Annotated in this window: 18 protein-coding genes; 6 read left to right on the forward strand and 12 right to left on the reverse strand. The window is 66.6% G+C overall.

Annotation, left to right across the window (positions count from 1 at the left end; translation table 11 throughout):
* The 5 genes from N5C25_RS07030 to pip form a co-directional block, all read right to left on the reverse strand.
* Nucleotides 1-696, reverse strand: a 696-nt coding sequence (locus N5C25_RS07030; RefSeq protein ID WP_279936673.1) for an MgtC/SapB family protein, incomplete at its 3' end; no start/stop codon positions are given.
* Between the two features lie 30 nt (nucleotides 697-726).
* Nucleotides 727-3,486, reverse strand: a complete 2,760-nt coding sequence (mgtA, locus tag N5C25_RS07035; RefSeq protein WP_279936674.1) for a magnesium-translocating P-type ATPase — start codon at nucleotides 3,484-3,486, stop codon at nucleotides 727-729.
* A gap of 63 nt (nucleotides 3,487-3,549) precedes the next feature.
* Nucleotides 3,550-3,849: a hypothetical protein gene (locus N5C25_RS07040; protein ID WP_279936675.1), complete on the reverse strand. Its 300-nt coding sequence runs from the start codon at nucleotides 3,847-3,849 to the stop codon at nucleotides 3,550-3,552.
* Between the two features lie 291 nt (nucleotides 3,850-4,140).
* Complete coding sequence (locus N5C25_RS07045) at nucleotides 4,141-4,440, reverse strand: hypothetical protein (protein WP_279936676.1); 300 nt, start codon at nucleotides 4,438-4,440, stop codon at nucleotides 4,141-4,143.
* A gap of 206 nt (nucleotides 4,441-4,646) precedes the next feature.
* Entirely contained in the window at nucleotides 4,647-5,594 is a 948-nt protein-coding gene (pip, locus tag N5C25_RS07050; RefSeq protein ID WP_279936677.1) for a prolyl aminopeptidase, read from the reverse strand.
* 114 nt (nucleotides 5,595-5,708) lie between these two features.
* Between pip and N5C25_RS07055 the strand changes: the two genes are divergently transcribed.
* Both N5C25_RS07055 and N5C25_RS07060 read left to right on the forward strand, forming a co-directional pair.
* Nucleotides 5,709-6,374: a TraX family protein gene (locus N5C25_RS07055; protein WP_279936678.1), complete on the forward strand. Its 666-nt coding sequence runs from the start codon at nucleotides 5,709-5,711 to the stop codon at nucleotides 6,372-6,374.
* Nucleotides 6,375-6,832: 458 nt separating this feature from the next.
* The gene (locus N5C25_RS07060) at nucleotides 6,833-7,189 is read left to right on the forward strand and encodes a hypothetical protein (protein WP_111098504.1); all 357 of its coding nucleotides are present in this window, start codon (nucleotides 6,833-6,835) and stop codon (nucleotides 7,187-7,189) included.
* 131 nt (nucleotides 7,190-7,320) lie between these two features.
* Here the strand turns inward: N5C25_RS07060 and N5C25_RS07065 are convergent, their stop codons facing one another.
* Nucleotides 7,321-9,513 (reverse strand): TonB-dependent siderophore receptor, encoded by a 2,193-nt coding sequence (locus N5C25_RS07065; RefSeq protein WP_279936679.1) that lies wholly within the window; start codon nucleotides 9,511-9,513, stop codon nucleotides 7,321-7,323.
* A gap of 259 nt (nucleotides 9,514-9,772) precedes the next feature.
* Here N5C25_RS07065 and N5C25_RS07070 point away from each other — a divergent pair, with 259 nt between their 5' ends.
* Both N5C25_RS07070 and N5C25_RS07075 read left to right on the forward strand, forming a co-directional pair.
* Nucleotides 9,773-10,357 carry a TetR/AcrR family transcriptional regulator gene (locus tag N5C25_RS07070; protein WP_058982841.1) on the forward strand — a complete coding sequence of 195 codons (585 nt, stop codon included), beginning with the start codon at nucleotides 9,773-9,775 and terminating at the stop codon, nucleotides 10,355-10,357.
* 53 nt (nucleotides 10,358-10,410) lie between these two features.
* Nucleotides 10,411-11,523: a crosslink repair DNA glycosylase YcaQ family protein gene (locus N5C25_RS07075; protein WP_279936680.1), complete on the forward strand. Its 1,113-nt coding sequence runs from the start codon at nucleotides 10,411-10,413 to the stop codon at nucleotides 11,521-11,523.
* Nucleotides 11,524-11,619: 96 nt separating this feature from the next.
* Here the strand turns inward: N5C25_RS07075 and N5C25_RS07080 are convergent, their stop codons facing one another.
* The 4 genes from N5C25_RS07080 to N5C25_RS07095 all read right to left on the reverse strand — a co-directional run bounded on the left by N5C25_RS07080 (nucleotide 11,620) and on the right by N5C25_RS07095 (nucleotide 14,982).
* Nucleotides 11,620-12,471, reverse strand: coding sequence for an ABC transporter six-transmembrane domain-containing protein (locus N5C25_RS07080; RefSeq protein WP_279936681.1), 852 nt, complete (start codon nucleotides 12,469-12,471; stop codon nucleotides 11,620-11,622).
* A 201-nt stretch (nucleotides 12,472-12,672) separates the two neighbouring features.
* The gene (locus tag N5C25_RS07085) at nucleotides 12,673-13,749 is read right to left on the reverse strand and encodes an ATP-binding protein (protein ID WP_279936682.1); all 1,077 of its coding nucleotides are present in this window, start codon (nucleotides 13,747-13,749) and stop codon (nucleotides 12,673-12,675) included.
* A gap of 4 nt (nucleotides 13,750-13,753) precedes the next feature.
* Nucleotides 13,754-14,470 (reverse strand): response regulator, encoded by a 717-nt coding sequence (locus N5C25_RS07090; RefSeq protein WP_058982847.1) that lies wholly within the window; start codon nucleotides 14,468-14,470, stop codon nucleotides 13,754-13,756.
* Between the two features lie 47 nt (nucleotides 14,471-14,517).
* On the reverse strand, nucleotides 14,518-14,982 hold the full coding sequence (locus N5C25_RS07095) for a hypothetical protein (protein WP_049395962.1): 465 nt from the start codon (nucleotides 14,980-14,982) through the stop codon (nucleotides 14,518-14,520).
* A gap of 329 nt (nucleotides 14,983-15,311) precedes the next feature.
* Between N5C25_RS07095 and N5C25_RS07100 the strand changes: the two genes are divergently transcribed.
* On the forward strand, nucleotides 15,312-16,493 hold the full coding sequence (locus N5C25_RS07100) for an efflux RND transporter periplasmic adaptor subunit (RefSeq protein ID WP_058982851.1): 1,182 nt from the start codon (nucleotides 15,312-15,314) through the stop codon (nucleotides 16,491-16,493).
* A gap of 2 nt (nucleotides 16,494-16,495) precedes the next feature.
* Nucleotides 16,496-18,439, forward strand: coding sequence for a MacB family efflux pump subunit (locus tag N5C25_RS07105; protein ID WP_279936683.1), 1,944 nt, complete (start codon nucleotides 16,496-16,498; stop codon nucleotides 18,437-18,439).
* Nucleotides 18,440-18,577: 138 nt separating this feature from the next.
* Here N5C25_RS07105 and N5C25_RS07110 read toward each other — a convergent pair whose 3' ends face one another.
* Both N5C25_RS07110 and N5C25_RS07115 read right to left on the reverse strand, forming a co-directional pair.
* A complete protein-coding gene (locus tag N5C25_RS07110) occupies nucleotides 18,578-19,171 on the reverse strand; it encodes a mechanosensitive ion channel domain-containing protein (protein WP_279936684.1) in 594 nt (197 codons plus the stop codon).
* A 6-nt stretch (nucleotides 19,172-19,177) separates the two neighbouring features.
* Nucleotides 19,178-20,044: a glucose 1-dehydrogenase gene (locus N5C25_RS07115; RefSeq protein ID WP_019659796.1), complete on the reverse strand. Its 867-nt coding sequence runs from the start codon at nucleotides 20,042-20,044 to the stop codon at nucleotides 19,178-19,180.
* Nucleotides 20,045-20,061 lie beyond the last annotated feature (17 nt).

The raw sequence follows: 20,061 nt of genomic DNA on the forward strand, positions 1-20,061 counted from the left end.
GGGCGTGGTCGCCAGCGTTGCCAGCACGGCATCGAGCTCACCGGCATCCACGGTGGTGGCATATAGAACGGCCTCGATCTCCACGTCGCGCTCGCCGAACGGGCGCTGGTCCACCGCGCGCACCGGGTACTGCGCCTGCTCAAGCAGCAGCAACAGCCGGTCCAGTACCTCGGCCTGCTGCTCGCGCTGGCAGACCACGTTGATCGCATAGGTCGCCTCGCTGAACGCTTCCGGCAGCGGCTGCCGCTGGATGCGGTTCACCACCGGCCGCAGCAGGGTGTTGGCGGCCAGCACGAACACTGCCGCCAGCACCGCTTCGGGCAGCAGCTTGATGCCGGCACACGCACCCACCGCCGCCGAGCCCCACAGGGTGGCGGCGGTGTTCAGGCCAGACACCTGGGCGCCGTCCTTCATGATCGCACCGGCGCCGAGGAAGCCGACGCCGGAGATCACATAGGCCACCACATGCAGCGGCGAGGGTGAACCACCGTACAGGTCATGGAAGCGCACCGCCAGATCGACGAACACTGCCGCGCCCACCGCCACCAGCGTGTTGGTGCGCAGGCCTGCGGTGCGCTGGCGTAGCTGCCGCTCCAGGCCGATGACCGTGCCCAGCACGAACGCCACCGACAGGCTGATCAGCGAGCTCAAGGTCGCGCCGGCGTTGAAGGCCGGCAGGTTGGGATTGATGTCCATTGTGTTTCTCCCTGGACAAGCGGCGGTCGTTTACTGCCAGCCGTACCGGCGGATGTAGAACTTCTTCAGCGCGGTGGTCAGCACCGCATAGCCGAACAGGATCGCCACCAGGAACGGCCAGTAGCCGGTCGGCAGCGCCTGCAGCTTGAAGTAGCCGGCCAGCGGGCTCATCGGCAGGGCCACGCCAATGGCCATGATCAGGCCGGTCATCAGCAGCAGTGGCGGCGCGGCGATGCTCTGCAGGAACGGCACCTTCGGCGTGCGGATCATGTGAACGATCAGGGTCTGGGTCAGCAGGCCGACCACGAACCAGCCGGACTGGAACAGGCTCTGGTCGCCGGCGGTGAGCGCATCGAACACGTACCACATCAGCGCGAAGCAGGTCAGGTCGAAGATCGAGCTGATCGGCCCGAAGAACACCATGAAGCGGCCGATGTCCGCCGGGTTCCACTTCAGCGGCTTGCGCACCAGTTCCTCGTCCACGTTGTCGAACGGAATGGCGATCTGCGAGATGTCGTACAGCAGGTTCTGCACCAGCAGCTGCAGCGGCAGCATCGGCAGGAACGGCAGGAAGGCCGAGGCTACCAGCACCGAGAACACGTTGCCGAAGTTGGAGCTGGCGGTCATGCGGATGTACTTCAGCATGTTGTTGAACGTGCGCCGGCCCTGGATGACACCTTCCTCCAGCACCATCAGGTTCTTTTCCAGCAGGATGATGTCAGCCGCCTCCTTGGCGATGTCCACTGCACTGTCCACGCTGATGCCGATATCGGCCGCACGCAGTGCCGGGGCATCGTTGATGCCGTCACCGAGGAAACCGACCACCTTGCCTTGGGCGCGCAGCTCGCGTACCAGCCGTTCCTTATGCAGCGGCGTCAGCCGCGCGAACACGCGGTGGTGGTGCAGTGCCCGTGACAATGCGCCATCATCCATGCGCTCGATCTGCGGGCCGGTCAGGATGGTGTCGGCGTCCAGCCCCACCTGTGCGCAGACGCGGGCGGTCACCAGTTCGTTGTCGCCAGTGAAGACCTTGACCTCGACACCGTGTGCGGCCAATGCCTGCAGCGCCTGCGCTGCCGATTCCTTCGGCGGGTCCAGGAAGGCGACGTAGCCGACCAGGGTCAGGCCACATTCGTCGGCCTGCGAATAGGTGGTCTGGCTCGCGGCGGTCTCCTTCATCGCCACCGCCACCACGCGCAGGCCCTGTTCGTTCAGCTCTTCGGTGGTCTGCCGCACGCGGGCCAGGCGATGTTCATCCAGCGGCATGTCCTGGCCGTTCTCGCGCACCGTGCTGCATACCGCCAGCATCTCCTCGACAGCACCCTTGCAGATCAGCTCGTGGTGGTCCTCGCGCTCGGACACCACCACCGACATGCGGCGGCGCTGGAAATCGAAGGGAATCTCGTCCAACTTGTGGTAGTCCTGCGACAGCCGCAGCGAACTTTGCAGCTCCACGTGTTCCAGTACCGCACGGTCCAGCAGATTGATCAGGCCAGTCTGGAAGTGGCTGTTGAGATAGGCGAACTTCAGCACGTCTTCCGAATCGTGACCGAACACATCGGTGTGACGCTCCAGCGCGATCCTGTCCTGGGTGAGGGTGCCGGTCTTGTCGGTGCACAGCACTTCCATCGCGCCGAAGTTCTGGATCGCATCCAGGCGCTTGACGATCACCTTGCGCCGCGACAGCAGCACCGCACCCTTGGCCAGGGTGGAGGTGACGATCATCGGCAGCATTTCCGGCGTCAGGCCCACTGCCACCGACAGTGCGAACAGGAACGCCTCGGTCCAGTCGCCCTTGGTCCAGCCGTTGATCAGCAGCACGAACGGCACCATCACCAGCGCGAAGCGGATCAGCAGCCAGCTGACACTGTTGACGCCGGCCTGGAATGCGGTCGGCGCGCGGTCAGTGGCGGTGCTGCGCTGGGCCAGCGTGCCGAAGTAGGTGCGGTTGCCGGTGGCCAGCACAACGGCGGTGGCAGTGCCGGACACCACATTGGTGCCCATGAACAGCAGGTTGTGCTGTTCCAGCAGGCCAGCCAGGCCGTCGCCCGGGTGCGCGAACTTCTCCACCGGCAGCGACTCGCCGGTCATCGCGGCCTGTGCCACGAACAGGTCCTTGGCAGTCAGCACGCGGCAGTCGGCCGGAATCATGTCGCCGGCCGACAGCACGATGTGGTCGCCGGGCACCAGCTCGCGGATCGGCAGGTCCAGCAGGCGCGCCGGGCGCCGGCTGTGCAGGTGCGCACCGAAGTACTGGTCGGCCACATCGGCGGCCTCGGTACCGGGATTGCGGCGCAGCACGCGTGCGGTATTGCCGACCAATGCCTTCAGCCGCTCGGCTGCACGGTTCGAGCGGCCCTCCTGCACGAAGCGGATCAGCGTGGACAGCAGCACCATTGCCCCGATCACCACGGTGGCCTTGACGTCCTCGGTCAGCCAGGACACCGCCGCCAGCACGGTCAGCAGCAGGTTGAACGGATTGCGGTAGCACTGCCACAGGTGGCGCCACCACGGCAGCGGCTTCTCGTGATCCACCTCGTTGGGGCCGAACGTGGCCAGCCGCTCCTCGGCTTCATGCGGGCTGAGGCCATCGGCATGCGACTCCAGTGTGGCCAGCAGCTCGGCTTCGTCCTGCTGGGCGAGGGTGACCAGGCCGGTGGTGAGCGCGAACGGCGCCGCTTCGGCGCTGCCCGGACCGAATCCGGCCTCGGGCATCGCACGACGGCGGAACAGGTTGCCTGCGCGACGGCTGCGCAGGAAGGCGTTGAACCAGGCGTTGAGCAGGCTCATGGAACGCTCCTCGGTTGTCAGAGCCGGCCGCAGCCGGAACACGAACGGAATGGGTGCGGCAGATCAGGCGTGGCGCATCGCCAGCACTGCCGGCGACCACGGCTGCATGTGCAGGCGCTGGCTGCCGCCGATGCACAGCGGCTTCATTGCATCGCGCAGGGGATAGGGCAGGTGGCGCAGCACGGTGATGCGCTCGCTGATCGGCAGCAGCGACAGCGCGTCGGCCACCACGCGTGACGAACCGAGTGACAGCGAACGGGCGAACATGACCGGGCCGTGCTGCAGCAGCTGGCTGCGCAGGGCGGCAACATCGCGCTCGCCAATCAGGCGGCGCAGGGTGATGTAGAGGATCTTGTAGGACATGGGGCGATCTCCAGGCAGGCGGCGCCTGGCGGTCCCCCGTCACTCAGGCAGGCAGGGACCGGCGGGCAGGCGCCAGGAACAGGCAACAAGCGGTCATCCGGGGCGCGGTGCGCCCAGCAGGGTCGGGGTCCATCTGCGTCTCCATGAGGGGAGGGTGCCAGCCAGGGTTGCCCTGGCCAGTGGCGCTATTGTCCGCCCCTGAATGGGGCAGGCCTAGAGGCCCGTGGGTTAGCCCGGCTATACCTTGGTATAGCCGGCATGCGCAGCGCCAGTCGAGGGCTCAATGATGGATCAATGCGAAGCGCTGGTCTGCTTGCACACGTCGTACTCGCCGCGGCTCAGCGTCTTGTTGCGGTCGGTGTCGCAGGCGTGCAATCGTTCGGCCCAGTCCGGTGCCACGGCATCCACCTCGGCCAGCGTGACGATGCCGTCCTTGTCCTTGTCCAGCGATTCGTAGGCAGGGATGAGCCTTACTTCTGTCACGTCCTCGGCGGCGGTGTCCTTGCTGGCCTCCTGGGGATTGGAACAGGCGCCCAGCAGCAGGCCCCCACATAGCGAGAGAGCGATGGGAAGGCAGCGATAACCGGTCATGGTGTGCTCCTGAGGAAAGGGCGAACCACCGGTGCGGTGGTCACCGCCGGATCTTCTGCGCGGGGCTGTAAGCGGGCTGCGAAGAATGGGGCCGTGGACCGTTGCCGGTGGGCCGCCATTCACCGGGCCGCGCAGCAGCGATCGCGCGGAGTCGACGCAACCCTCGAACGGTGGGATGCCGACCAGCGGCCGGCACTACCATCTGCTCAGAAACGGTCGGCAAAGGCATCCGTCGCCCGCACCAGCGCATCCACCGTGGCCGGCTCGTTCGCGCTGTGGCCGGAGGTCACCATCTCCAGCCGGGCTTCCGGCCACGCCTTGGCCAGATCCCAGGCGCTGCGCGGCGGGCAGATGATGTCGTAGCGCCCCTGTACGATCACGCAGGGCAGGTGGCGGATGCGATCGATGTTGCGCAGCAGCTGGTCGGGCTCCAGGAAGATGCCGTTGCGGAAGTAGTGCGCTTCAATGCGGGCCTTTGCCAATGTGTCCAGCGGGTCGTCGGTGGATTGCGCATCCACGTCGTGCTGCAGGGTGGCGGCGTTGTCTTCCCAGCCCAGCCAGGCCTGCGCGGCTTCGATGCGGGTCGCTTCATCCGGGCCGTCCATGCGGCTCCAGTAGGCCGCGATCATGTCGCCGCGCTCGGCATCTGGAATGTAGGCCTCATAGCGGTCCCAGCGCTCCGGGAAGATCCAGCGCGCACCGCCATCGGCCTCGGCGAACCAGCGGTTCTCGATCTCACGACCGAGGAACACACCACGCACGATCAGGCCCGTGGCGCGCTCGGGATGTGCCTGTGCATAGGCCAGCGACAGCGTCGAACCCCAGGAGCCGCCGTAGACCAACCAACGCTCGATGCCGAGGTGGTCGCGCACCTTCTCGATGTCGGCCACCAGGTCCTGCGTGGTGTTGTGGCGCAGTTCGCCAAACGGCGTGGAGCGGCCGCTGCCACGCTGGTCGATCAGCACGATGCGGTAGCGCGCCGGGTCGAAGAAGCGGCGATGGGTCGGCGAGATCCCGGCGCCCGGGCCACCGTGCAGGTACACCACCGGAATGCCCTCCGGCGTGCCGCACTCTTCGATATGCAGCGTGTGCAGATCGCTCACCGGCAGGGTGAATTCGCGGTAGGGCTCGATGGCCGGGTACAGGGTGCGCATGGCAGGTGTCTCACAAGCAGGGGCGGCCAGCATAGCGCCGCCATCTACGGCTTGCAGTGGCGGGCTCCTGCGCGGCGCTGGAAATGCGCTGGCCGATGCGCATAAGCTTCCGCGATGCAAGCGACCACGACCGGGACGTCCACGTTCGACCTCAGCCTCGGCAGCGGCGCGCGCGAGCTGTTGAAGTGGATCGCGCTGCTGGCCATGACCGGCGACCACGTAGCCAAGGTGGTGCTCGGGGGCTACGTGCCGGTGGTCAGCGAACTGGGGCGTATCGCCTTCCCGCTGTTCGCGCTGGTGATGGCCTGCAACCTGGCCCAGCCGGGCGCCGACCTGCGCAAATCGATCCGCCGGCTCGCGCTATGGGGGCTGATCGCGCAGCCCTTGCACGCCTTCGCGTTCGGTTCCTGGCTGCCGCTCAACATCCTGCTCACCTTCACTTTGGCGGCGGTGGCCGTGCATGCGCTTGCGAACAATCGGCCGGTGCTGCTGTTGCTGGCTGCCGGTGTGCTGCCGATGTTCGTGGACTACCAGTGGGCCGGCGTTGGCGCCGTGCTGCTGGCCTGGATCGCGTTCCGGCATCGGGCGTGGTGGCCGCTGCTGGTCGCGCTTGCGGCGGTGTGCTGGGCCAACCACAACGGCTGGGCACTGCTGGCTGTTCCTATGGTCGTGCTGGCGACGCGGGTGCCGAGGCAACTGCCGCGCTGGCGTTGGGCGTTCTATGGGTACTACGCTGGGCATCTGGCGGTGCTGGCGTTGGTTGCCCATCTGCTTGCGTAATGTCGGAACTGGCATGTGGCATGTCCTGAATGCCGGATGCGGTCAAGGAATGCGCGGTGCCGATGCGGGTGAAGCATGCCGCCATCGGCATGCTGCAAGTTATTGAATTTTCGGCGCGATTGTCGATATGCGACAATGCTGCCACTGCGTGAACGTTGCTGTCTTTGCACTTGGGTTGTTGGCGCCTGCCACCCCGCTGTGCCCATGATGGATTGCCACCGAAAAAGGGTGGCCGGGTGTGGAAACCCGTTTAGCTATGCGTTGTTTACGCTTGCCAGCCGGCGTCGCCTTGTGCGGCGCCGGCTGGCATTCCGTTCGCGTTCTATGGCGGGCGGTACGTGGGGTGCGCGCAAGCGAACCCACCGGGTAATGACGCTTAGCTACCGGTTTCCACACACGTACCGTCCGCCGCCTTTGTTAAGGGCGGTGGTCCCGCATGCCTTGCACAGAGACCTGCCATGAACGCATCGGAGTTCCCCCATCAGCGCGCCCCGGCCAATGCCGATGAGGGGCACGACATCCCGCCCGATCCCAACAACCTGACGGCCCTGCTGCACAGCATCGGGCTGGGCGCGGCTTCTGACGGCCAGCCTTGGCCCGAGCGCCACCAGCTGCCGGGCCGGTGCCTGGCGTTGGCCGACGCCGACGGTGCGCTGGCCGGGCTGCGTGTGGTGCAGGAGATCCTGCTGGCGGCCGAACGCGCCCGCCAGAATGGCGGCCCGGAACAGTACGTGGGTGATCGCGTAATGGAAGGGCTGAAGCTGGCGGCATTGGCGTTGACCAGCCACGCCATCTATCGCCTGCATCCGGAATGACACATAGATCCACGCCATGCGTGGATGCCGTTCGCGGATTGCCTGACGACCTGTAGAGCCGAGCCTATGCTCGGCTCAGCGGACGAAACGGAGCCGAGCATGGCTCGGCTCTACAGGGGTTCCACGCCAGCTTAGAAATCCATCGTTGCCGACAGCAGCACCGTCCTCGGTGCACCCAGCGCCAGGCTCGACAACAACGGCATGCCCCAATACGACTTGTTGGTCACGTTGTTCACGCTGGCCCGCAGCGCAAGCGATCGACCCGCCACGGTGGTGCTGTAGCGCGCCCCCACGTCGAACAACGTACGCCCCGGCACCGACAGGCTATTGTCCGCACTGATGTACTGCTTCGACATCGCCGTGGCATTGCCGGTCAAAGTGAGGCCCTGCAAGGTCGGCACATCCCATTCCACGCCCAGCTTGGCCTGCCGCTGCGCCACGGCGGTGGCTATGCGTCCTTCATTCACGCCGCCGGCCGTGCGGGTCAGCTTCGGCTGCACATAGGCCACGCCACCGAGCAGGCGCACGCCGTCCAGCGGGGCGCCGAAGAAGCCCCATTCCACGCCGCGATTACGTTGCTCGCCGCTAAACGAGAAGATATTCGTGACCGGATCGGTGTAGCTGTTCGGTCGCTTGATCTCGTACACGCTGAAGGTGTGTGCGAAGCGGCCCAGGTCCAGCTTCAGGCCCAGCTCCTTCTGCCTGGTGCGGAACGGTGCGAACACATCGCCGGCGTTGGCGGCGGTCATCGGCGCGGTGGCGCCCTGGCTGAGGCCTTCAATGTAGTTGGTGTAGAGGGAGACCGTGTCGGTGGCCTTCACCAGCAATGCAGCCGCAGGGGTGGTCGCGCTCTTGTCGTAGCGCGAGGTGCGCGCACCGGTAGCGACGCTGAAGGTCTCGCTGACCACCTGTTGGCGACGCACACCCAGCGTCAACTGCACGCGGTCATTGGCGAAGGCGAGGGTGTCGGCGAAGCCGATGCTGTCCAGCTTCAGCTCGGTATGCGAGATGTGCGGTGCCACGAACGGCGCGGCCGGGCCCCACACCGGGTTGTACAGATTGGTGGTCCAGTCCCAGCCGGGTACGCTGCGCCGGCCGTAGTCGTTCTGGGTGTGCTGGTAGTGGGTCACGTTGGCGGCCCACTGGTGGCCGACGCTGCCGGTGTGGAAGGAACCGCGCAGGCCGGCATCTCCGGACTGCTTCTTGATGTCGAAGGCGAGCTGGCCGATCACCGTGGTGAAGTCGCCAGCCGGATTGAGGATCTGCGCGCTGATCGAACCGTTGTAGCGGTAGTCGGTCTTGCTGGTGCCGTAGGCCAGATAGGCCATCAGGCTATCGTTGATATCCAGTTCGCCGCGCAGCATTGCGCCCTTGTCCTGGCTGTCCACGTAGGCCCAGTCCGGGTTGATCAGCGTATCGCCACGCGGCGGCCGCGGAATGGCCACGCCCGGTGCCAGGCCGACGCCACGTGCCGGGCCGTCCACGCGATCGTCGGCGCTGTACAGATCGGCCGACAGCCGCGCACGTTCGCCGCGCCAGTCCAGTGCCAGCGAACCGAGCTGTACCTTCTTGCGCTGCTTGCCGACGGCGCCGTCACCATCACGGTAGGCAAAGTTGAAGCGGATGCCGAACTGCTTGTCGGCACCGAGGCGGCGACCCATATCCACATGGGTGCCGAACTGCGCGTCGGAGGCGAAGTTGGCACTGACCCGCAGCAATGGCAGCTCACCCGCACGCTTGGGCACCAGGTTGACGCTGCCACCGACCGAGCCGCCCGGCGGCATGCCGTTGAGCAGCGCAGACGGTCCCTTCAGCACCTCGATGCGTTCGAACATTTCCGGCGAGGTGCGGTAGTACGGCGCCATGCCGCTCAGGCCATTGAACGTGGTGTCGCTGGTGTTGGAGGCGAAGCCGCGGATCGCGTAGTTTTCGCTCCAGGAACCGGTGACGCCGTTGCTGAACACCGTGGGGTCGGTGGCGGCGATGACGTCGGTCAGGTCCTTGGCCTGGCGATCACGGATGAAGGACTCGGTGTAGCTGACCGTACTGAACGGCGTGTCCATGAAATCCTTGTCGCCGAGCAGGCCGACGCGGCTGCCGGCAGCCACTTGCCCGCCCGCATAGTCTGCAGTGACCCGGCGTTGTTCCTGCACCTGCACCGACGGAAGGGTGGACGGCGCGGCGTCGGCCAGCGCGGCGAACGAGGCCAGCAGCCCCAAAGCGAGGGCGGACATCCGGTAGCGCATGGGCATGCCCGGCGGATGCATCAGGCCTGAGAATGCGGCAGCACGATGCTGTGCAGAAGTGAAGTTGTAAACGGTCATGCCAGAGTCCTGTGAATCGCAGGCGCGAGCGCGCCTGGCGCGCTGCCGACGGCAAGCACGGGGGTAGGGCGCAGCGCAGGGTTGTTGGCTGGGTGGGGACCTGGCGGGAAGTGAGCCATGGGCTCGACTACGGGCAGCGTGCTGGACGCATTCCGAATTAGTTGGGTAAGTTAAACTAAATCAATTGAAGCGGACAAGAGGGTCCCTTTACTGGCACCCTCAGCAGGGTATGGACGCGCACCGTCAGAGCAGGCACCGCATGAGCACGCACCCCGATCCAACGGCGCCGACCCGTGGCCGCCCGCCAACCATCACCCCGGAGCGTCTGGCCGACATCGGCATCCGCCTGGGCCTGCCCAACCTGACCATGGCCAACGTGGCCGCCGAACTGGCGGTGACCCAGGCGGCGCTGTACAAGCGCGTGGCCAACCTGGAGGCGTTGAAGCGCCTGGTGGCGGAGGCGGTGTTCCAGCGCTGGCAGATTCCGCGCGCGTCGATTGACGCACCGGGTGGGCTGGAGGCCTACCTGATGGGGTTCGTGGAGTCGCTGTGCGAAGTGGTGAAGGCGCATCCCGGGCTACCACCCTACCTGCTGCGGCGCACGGTGGCGACCGCGCCGATGCTGGAAAAGATCGCCTCGCACCAGGCGCACGTAGCTGAGGTGTTCGGACTGCCGGTGGACAAGGCGCGCTGGCTGCTGGCCACGATCGCGTTCTACTGCATCGCCGGCGCCGACACGATCTACGCGATTGCGGACGACGAGGAGGGGCAGGTGATCACCGAGTTCAAGCAGGGCATGCGGGCGCTGGTGATCGGTTCGCTGGAGGTATCGCGGCTTCGGTAGATCCATGCCATGCGTGGATGCCGTTGCACGGTTCGCCACGGCCCCACCTACGCATGGCGTGGATCTACAATGCGGCCATGCCTGCCACGCCTACTCTCGATGACCTTCGCCGCTACGCGGTGGCGCGCACCCTGTTCAAGCCGACCACGCTGCTGACCGCGATACGGCGGCTGGGCTTCGTGCAGGCCGACCCGATCCGGGCACCGGCACGCGCACAGGACCTGACCCTGCGCCACCGGGTGAAGGACTACCGCGCCGGTGACCTGGAGCGCCGCTACACGCGTCTGCCGGTGGAAGAGGATTGCCTGGTGAATTACGGCTTCCTGCCGCGCGAGCATCTGGCACTGATGCACCCGCGTGTCTCCAAACGCGAGTGGGATGCCGAAACCCATCGCCGCGCGGCCGACGTGCTGGCCTTTGTGCGCGAGCGTGGCAGCGTGCACCCGCGCGAGGTCGGCCAGGCGTTCGCGCATGGGCGGGTGACCAACTACTGGGGCGGCACCAGCAACGCCAGCACGCATCTGCTGGATGGCATGCACTACCGTGGCCTGCTGCGCGTGCAGCGGCGCGAGAGCGGTACGCGCATCTACGCGGTGGCCGATCATGCCGAGCCCGATTCCAGCGAACAGGCGCAGATCGAACGTGCTGCCGCCCTGATCGATCTGGTTGTGCGCAAGTACGCACCGCTGCCTTCGGCCAGCCTGACCTATCTGGTGCGCCTGCTGGGCTATGGCGCCCCACATCTGGCCGAGCAGACCCGCAAGGCATTGGCGTTGGCCAAGCAGCAGCTGGCCAGTTGCACGTTGGAGGGCACCACCTGGTACTGGCCGGCGGACGAGAATCCGCGTTCGCGCCGCCATTCACCGGACGAACAGGTGCGCCTGCTCGCGCCGTTCGATCCGGTGGTGTGGGACCGCCGCCGCTTCGAACTGCTGTGGGGATGGGTGTACAAGTTCGAGGCCTACACGCCTGCACCGAAACGCCAGTACGGCTACTACGCACTGCCGGTGTTGTGCCATGACCAGGTGGTGGGCTGGGCCAACCTGAGCATGCGCGACGGTGAGTTGGTGTCGAGCGTGGGCTATGCCGGCAGGTCGCTGGCCCGCGACAAGGTATTTCGTGGCGCGCTGGACGACGACCTGCAGCGCATGGCGGAGTTCCTGTAGCGCTAAGCGGCGCATGGGTATCTATCGATCCCGGTAGCCGCCAACCTTGGTTGGCGCTGGCTTCCATCGGTGCCCACCAAGGTGGGCATCTACCGGTCAAGCGGCATCGTTGTGCTCCGCGTCGTCCATGCCGGGGCTGACTCGCCGGCCGATGTCCTTCAGCCGCGCGAGCTGATCCACCATCGATGGTGCATCGTCCAGGCTGCCGATGGTCAGTGCGAACAGGGCTGCTGCCGTCGCGCCGACGGCCAGCACGGCGCCGGCTTCGCGATCGGAGAGCAGGATGCGCAGGCGCGACAGCGTGGTGTAGTGACGGCGCAGCACCGAGGGACTGACCCGGTCCACCAGTCGGATTTCCTGTTCCAGGCGGTTGTTGAGGCGCCCATGCAACTGCTCGTTGCGACGCGCGAACGACGGCAGCAGCAGGAGAGCACCGAACAGCGCGAGGAGGGCGGCACCCCCGACCAGCGGTTCAATTGCGAGCAGCATGACCGCAGCGCCAAACATGGATACCAGTGCGGTGGCGATGATCGGCACGTGCTTTTCGAAGAAGTCGACGAACTCGCGGGCCAGAACGACGCGGGCCGCCGAAGTGGAGGTGGCCTGGCCCAGGCGGCGCTGCGCCTGCACCACGCTCACTGCCAGATCGGCATAGATGCGGGTGAACGTCCGGGTATCGACCGCGCGGCGGGCGGCACCGACCAACCAGAACAGCAGCACCACGCCGGCGTAGGAGATGGCATGGCCGATGTTGCCGCTGATGATCGCGTCTACCGCGAAGCCGGCGAACAGCGGATAGGCCAGCAGCAGTGCGTTCTCCAGTGCGACCAGCGAGAACGTGCCGGTGAGCTGCCAGGGGTAGGTGCGCAGGATGGCCTTCAGGGTGGCGGCCGCATTCTGCTGGCCGATGCTGCCGGCGGCGGCCGCTGGATCATGGGGGTGTTTCATGGGATGCCTGGGTGGGTCGGAGACAGGGCAGGGGACGGATGCCTGCCATCTCCCACGTCGCGCCCAGTATCTGCAGCCCTTTGGAGCGGGCATGGAGGGGCGATGGAGATTGCGTGGAGAAACCGGCGGCGTTCAGCCACGCACGTGGTGCCCACCAAGGTGGGCCGCTACCGGAGCAACGTCCTCCGCAATGCTGCGTCCTCAACGACGCGCGTGCACCGGCCAGCGGATTTCGAAGGCACTGCCGCCGCGTTCGGTCGCCCTGCACTGCGCCGTTCCGTGATGGGCCACGGCAATCGCGCGCACCACCGCCAGGCCAAGCCCGGAGCCACCACTCTGCCGCGAGCGCGACACATCGGTGCGCTGGAAGGCTTCGAAAATGCTGTCGCGAAGGTCGTCCGGCACACCGGGGCCACCATCCTCAACGGTCACGGTGCAATGGCCTTCGGCCAGCGTGACACGGACCCGCAGTGGGCAGGGGATCGCATGGCGCCGCGCATTCTCCAGTAGCGCCAGCACCGCCTGGCGGATGCGTGCCGGATCGCAGTCGGCAAGCGACGGCCGTGCGTCCAAGGTCACCGAGAAACCACTTTCGGTCAACGCCTCGGACATCGCTTCGACCACCGCCGCTACCTGCACGCTGACATCGCTGCGCTGCAGGCGCAGATCCAAGTGACCGCTTTCGGCAAGGCTGACCACGCGCAGGTCTTCGATGATGCGGGTCAGGCCCTCCAGCTGGGTGAGCATGCTGTTGAACTGCTCCGGCCCGGGCTCGAACACGCCTTCGGCGATGCCCTGCAGGCGGCCGCGCAGGATGGTCATCGGCGTGCGCAGTTCGTGTGCGATCGCTGCATTCCAGAACACGCGGTTCTCGGACATCCGGCTGAGCCGCTCGGCCATGGAATTGAAGTCGCTGACCAGTGTGGCGGCCTCGGTCATCGAGGTGTCGCCGCCGCGCGCACGCGCCTCAAGATCACCGCTGGCGACGCGACGCAGGCTTTCGGCCACCGAGTTCAGCGGGGTGATGATGCGCCGGGTCAGGCGCGAGGCGATCAACGTGGCCAGTGCCACCACCACAGTGGCGGTCAGGCCGATCCACAGCCATTCCAGGCCTGACGGCATGATGGTTTCCGGCTCGTCATACCAGCGTGGATAGAACACCTCCATCAGGTAATAGAACAGGTAGAAGCCACTGATCGACAGTACGGTTGAACACAGCGACGCGACCGTGATGGACAGCGTGATCTGGCGCCCGATGCTCTTGCCTTTGGGGTTCATCGGTTCAGTCCAGGAAGCGGTAGCCGACACCGCGGATGGTGGCGGGAATGCCGATGACGCCGACGTCCTCCAGCTTGCGGCGCAGCTTGCTGACGTGGCTGTCCACGGTGCGCTCCTGCGCATCGCCTTCCGGCAGGCAGGTCTGGAGAAGATCCAGCCGGCTGTGCACCATGCGCGGTGCGCGCGCCATGTGCACCAGCAGACGGAACTCGGTGAGTGTGAAATTCAAAGCGTGCACATGGTCATCGGTGCGCACGGTGACCTCATGGCTGCGCAGGTCGATCTCGAACGGGCCCTGCCGGATCAGCCCGTTGGGTTCTTCTGCCATGGGCTTCGCGCTACGGCGCAGCACCGCCTGGATGCGGGCGACGATCTCGGCCGGATTGAACGGCTTGGCCACATAGTCGTCGGCGCCGACGCGCAGGCCAGTGAGCTTGTCCACGTCCTGGTCCAGTGCGGTGAGCATGATCACCGGGGTGTTGCCGCGCCGGCGCAGCTCACTCAGGACCTGCCAGCCATCCAACTTCGGCATCTGCACGTCCAGCAGCACCAGGTCGGGGCGCAGCTGGCGGTGGCTGGCGAGGGCGGCTTCGCCATCGGCGGCGCGGGCGCTGCGCAACCCGGAGCGGGCCAGGTAGGCGCCGAGAATGTCAGCAATTTCGCCTTCATCCTCGGCAATCAGCACCAGGGGCGCCTGGCGCGTGCGTGCATCGGTCTTCATTGAACGCTGCAGTTTCAAGTACGAGATGGGGAGTGCTGGCGACGGTGTCATCGTGGCCGTTCCAGGGTCTGTGCTTCTTCGTGGGCGGCCCAGGCGAGGGTGGCCAGCACCAGCGTGTGCTGCAGGGCGGGCGCCAGCGTTGCGGTCCCGCGCAGGTGCTGTGCGAGCAGGGCCGATACGGCCGCAGGCAGCTTGCTCCACCGTGATTGCATGCCCGTTGCGTCCACCCGGTCCTGCAAGCGGCGGGCCATGCGGACCAGGGCCCACAGGCGCAGGGCAAGCAACGTCGCCACCAGGACCGCTGCTATCCCTGCAGGCATGAGACTCAGGCCAGCGCTGGAGGCGGACCAGGCCGCGAAGCCGATCAGCACCAGCGACGCCAGGGTGCCCGTGCGCGCCGAATGGGCGGGGCCTTCGCTGCGGAAGCACACAAGCGCGGCGGCACCGGCGCCCGCGAGCAGGGGCGGCGCCGGGTTCGCGCTGGCAAGCATCCAGGCGCTGGTCGACGCCATTACCAGTGCAAGCAGCCACGGCGAAGGCGCGCACCAGGCGAGGTAGGCGCGGCGGACATCGATGGGAGGCAGGTCAGGAAACGGGAGGTACACGGCGGGAACGCAGTCGGCGAGGCCGACAAGGCTAGGGGCCGTTGATGGAGACTTGGTCGAGATTGTGTCGAGATTTCATGGACGCGATCCGTGCCGTTCAGGAGCGGACGCCGTGCCTGAACGGATGTGCGGCCTCCATGCAATCTCCACAGTGGCTCCAAGAAACATCCACCACCACCTCCCAGACTGCGGCTTCTGCGGTCACATCCGGTGGCTGCGTGCATGCGAGCCTTCCGATGAACAACCGCAGGACCTGGATCATTGCCGCAATCGTTGCGCTTCTTGCAGGCGGCACCGGCTGGTGGCTGTTCGCCGAAAGTGATGATGCCGCGCTGATCACGGCCCCGGCAAGGGTGGCGGACCTGGAAAAGACCGTGCAGGCCGTTGGCCGGGTCAACCCCAAGGAACTGGTGGCGGTGGGTGCGCAGGTATCGGGCCAGGTCAAGCGCCTGCATGTGGTGCTGGGCCAGCGTGTGCACGCTGGTGATCTGATTGCCGAAGTGGATTCGCAGCCGCAGCGAATCGCCCTGCGCAGCGCCGAAGCGGCTGCCAATGCGCTGCGTGCCCAGCATGCCGCCAGCCTGGCGCGCTACGCCCAGGCCATCCGCGTGCATGAGCGCCAGTCGCAGCTGGTGGCGTCTCGGCTGGTCTCGCAGGAAGGTTTCGAGTCCGCGCGGGTGGCGCGCGAAGCGGCGCGTTCTGACGTCGCAGCGCTGCAGGCCCAGATCGAGCAGGCGCTGACCCAGGTGGAAACGGCGCGGATCAACCTGGGCTACACCCGCATCGTCTCACCTTCCGATGGCTACATCGTGGCCATCGTCACCAAGGCCGGACAGACGCTGAACTCGATGCAGACCACGCCGACCATCGTAATGCTGGCACAGATGGACACGATGACGGTTCGCACCGAGATCGCGGAGGCCGACGTGGAGCTGATCGCGCCTGGCCAACCCCTGTGGTTCTCTACGCTGGGGCCGGGCGGACGCCGCTATGAATCGCATCTGCAGCAGCTTGAACCTGCGCCATCGTCGATTGCCGATGTGGCCACCGGCAACACCGGTGGATCGGCGCAGACGCCGAAGGCGGTGTACTACGCTGGGCTGTTTGACGTACCCAATCCGGGCCTGAAACTGAAGCCGTCGATGACGGTGAAGGTGACGATCCAGCTGGCGCGCGCCGCCAACGCGCTGCAGGTGCCGTTGACAGCAGTGTCCGAGAGCGATGACAAGGCGGGCAACCGCGCGACCGTACAGGTGATCGACGCCAAGGGCCGTGCCCGCGAGCGCGCGGTGACGACCGGCCTGCGCACAGCTACTGCGGTGCAGATCCTGTCCGGCCTCAAGGCAGGCGAGAACGTGGTGGTCGGGCAGGCGCCCAGTGGCGCGGAAGCCGAGCCCACCAGCCTGCTGGGGATGTGAGCATGGCCGACGCGCTGCTGGAACTGCATGGCGTATCGCGCGCCTACCGCTCGGCCGCCGGCGAGGTGGTGGTGTTGAAGGACGTGTCGCTGCGCATCGCGGCGGGCGAGTTCATCGCCATCATCGGCCCGTCCGGTTCGGGAAAATCCACGCTGATGAACATCCTGGGCTGCCTGGACCGGCCAACCGAAGGCAGCTACCGCGTGCACGGCGCCGCAACCGAGCAGATGTCGCCCGATGAACTGGCGCACCTGCGTCGCGAACATTTCGGTTTCATCTTCCAGCGCTACAACCTGATGGAGAACCTGAGCGCTACCGAGAACGTGGCCTTGCCCGCCGTCTATGCCGGGGTGGAGGCCGATGCGCGCACCACGCGTGCCCGCCTGCTGCTGGAAACGCTTGGCCTGGGCGAGCGCACCACGAACCGGCCCAGCCAGCTGTCCGGCGGCCAGCAGCAGCGCGTTTCCATTGCGCGTTCGCTGATGAACGGCGGCGCCATCGTGCTGGCCGACGAGCCGACCGGCGCGCTGGATCATGCCAGCGGCAGTCAGGTGATGGCCGAACTCAAGCGCCTGCATGCACAGGGCCATACCGTGATCCTGGTGACCCATGATGCGGCGATTGCCGCGCACGCTTCACGCGTGATCGAGATCGCGGACGGCCGGGTCGTATCCGACCGTGGTACGGGTGATCCCGCGGACGCACGCAAAGCCGTCGCGCCCGAGCGCAGCACGGAACCGGGCGCCGAGCGCCGCGCGCGCCTGGATGCGACCAGGGAAGCGGCACGGATGGCGGTACGTTCGATGCTGGCCCATCGCCTGCGCACCTTGCTGACCATGCTGGGCATCATCATCGGCGTGGCTGCGGTGGTGACCGTGGTTGCGTTGGGCAAGGGCGCACAGGCGCAGGTCGAGTCACAGATCAACGAACTGGGTGCCAGTACGCTGGAGATTTTCCCGGGTGCGGATTTCGGCGACCCGCGCTCGGCCGAGATCGAAACGCTGGTCGTGGACGATGCCGATCACCTGGCCGCATTGAGTTACGTAGACAGCGTAAGCCCCAACCTGAGCAGCTCGGTGGCCGCTCTGCAGGGCAACCGGCGCGCCAACACACAGGTGCTTGGCGTGGGCGCTGATCTACCCCGCGTGCGCGGGCTGCGCCTGAAGGCGGGCCGGTTCTTCACCGATGTCGAGGTGGATGCGCATCGCGCGGTGGCCGTGCTCGACCAGAAGGCGGCCAAGGCACTGTTCAACGGCAATCCGATCGGCGGCACGGTACTGCTAGGCGGCATGCCGGTGGACGTGATCGGTGTGGTGGGTGCCAGTGCATTCGCAGGCGGCGCGACGCCCACGGTCTACGTGCCTTACACCTCGGCGGCCTCGCGCCTGCTTGGCAGCCAGCGGCTGGAGAGCATCACCGTACGCGTGCGCGATGACGTGCCAACCCGTGCAGCTGAGGCCTCGCTGGGTGCGGAACTGCAGCGGCTGCATGGGCGCCGCGATTTCTTCATCTACAACTCGGACCAGATCCGCAAGGCGGTAATGAAATCCAGCCAGACCATGGCGGCGCTGGTCTCGGCGATTGCGGCGGTGGCGCTGGTGGTCGGAGGCGTGGGCGTGATGAACATCATGCTGGTGTCGGTGAAGGAGCGCGTGCGCGAGATCGGTGTGCGGCTGGCAGTGGGGGCCCGGCAGGGCGACATCCTGCGCCAGTTCCTGATCGAGGCCGTGCTGATCTGCCTGTTCGGTGGGGTGCTGGGCGTGTTGTCCGCGTTGGGTGTGGGAGCCTTGTCCAGTCTGCTGTCACTGGGCGTGCCGTTCCTGTTCACGCCAGGGCCGGTGCTCGCCGCGCTGGCATGTTCGTCTGCAATCGGGCTGGGTTTCGGCTACTTCCCGGCCCGCAATGCCGCGCAGCTGGACCCGATCCAGGCATTGGCGGCGGAGTAGGCTCGCCTGCTATGGCACGTGTAAAGCCGAACCCACGCTCGGCTGCTCTCCGTTCAGACCGCGATGCGTGATGCGCCCTGCGCCCTGCGCCCTGCGCTACGCGCAGCAAGCCGAGCATGGGCTCGGCGCTACAGCGACTCAGCGCGCCTTGCCCTTTATCGGCAGGCTGCCTGGCAGGTGCGAATAGCCGCTGTCGCCCCAGTGCCGGGTGATGCGCTGGAAGAACAACGAGTTGGGCACGCGCAGCAGGCAACCGCGCGCGCCTTCGCCACGATCACTCAGCGTGGTGTAGATCAGGTTGATGTCCACCACCTGACCACACAGGCCCGGCTTGTCCACGCTTTCCAGCACTTCGATGGTGTCATTGATGCGGAACGGGCGCGTAGCCACGATCAGGAACGAACAGAACAGGTTGGACAACACGCTCCACGCTGCAAAGAACGCCACCGCACCGACCGCCATGAACCCGGTCAGCGCAGTCCACAGCACCGAGCGCGAAACGCCCAGCCGCTCCAGTATCAGCAGCGCGGCCGCCAGATACAGCAGCAATGCACCGCCGCGGCGCAGGCCCACATGAAGCTCTGGAGCCAGCCTGCCGCGCTGCCGGGCCTGCACCAGCAACCACGCCAGGGCGCGCACCATCACCCACGCGACGCCGAGGATGGCCAGCACCTCGGCCACCGGCACAACCACGGTCAGCCAATCCTGGATCCAGGCGGGCAATCCGGCCATGAGGGGTCACAGTGTTGCCGCGCCGCCGGAGATGGTCAGCAGTGCGCCGGAGGTATAGCTGGCGCTGTCCGAAGCCAGCATCACATAGGCTGAGGCCAGCTCGGCCGGCTGTCCGGGGCGGCCGAACGGCGTCTGCGCGCCGAACTGTTCGACCTCTTCGGCGGCCATGCCAGCGGGAATGAACGGCGTCCAGATCGGGCCGGGTAGCACGGCATTGACGCGGATCTGATGTTCGGCCAGCAGGCCGGCCAGCCCCAGCGTCAGGTTGGCGACGGCACCCTTGGTTGCAGAATAGGGAAGGATGTTCGGCGTCGGCCGCTTGGAGTTGACCGACGCCGTGTTGATGATCGCGCCGCCACCGCGAAGATGTGGCACGCACAGCCGGGTCAGATTGAACACGGCATGCACGTTGGTATCGAACGTCCGCTTCCAGTCATCCAGGGTGATGTCGTCGAAATGCTCGTAGTAGCGTTGGTAGGCCGCGTTGTTGACCAGGATGTCGAGGCCGTCAAGCTCGCTGGCCACGCGGTCGACCAGCGAGCGCGCCTGCGCCGGGTCGCTGATGTCACAGGGCACCAGCACGGCCTTGCGCCCGGCCTGTTCGATCTGCTGCTGCACATGGCGGGCGTCGTCCTGCTCTCCATCGAGGAATGCGATGGCAACGTCGGCGCCTTCGCGCGCGAACGCGATTGCCACCGCCGCGCCGATGCCGCTGTCACCGCCAGTGATCAGTGCCTTCTTGCCCTGCAGCAGTCCATGCCCGCGGTAGCTGTCCTCGCCGTGGTCCGGCCGGGGCTGCATCTGCGCGGTCTTGCCGGGGAAGGATTGCTGTTGGGCGGGGAAGGGCGGGCGTGGGTAGTCGGGCAGGGCCATCGTCACTCTCCGGAAGG

Origin of the sequence: Stenotrophomonas sp. GD03958 (assembly GCF_029839005.1) — a bacterium.
Lineage (GTDB): Bacteria > Pseudomonadota > Gammaproteobacteria > Xanthomonadales > Xanthomonadaceae > Stenotrophomonas > Stenotrophomonas hibiscicola.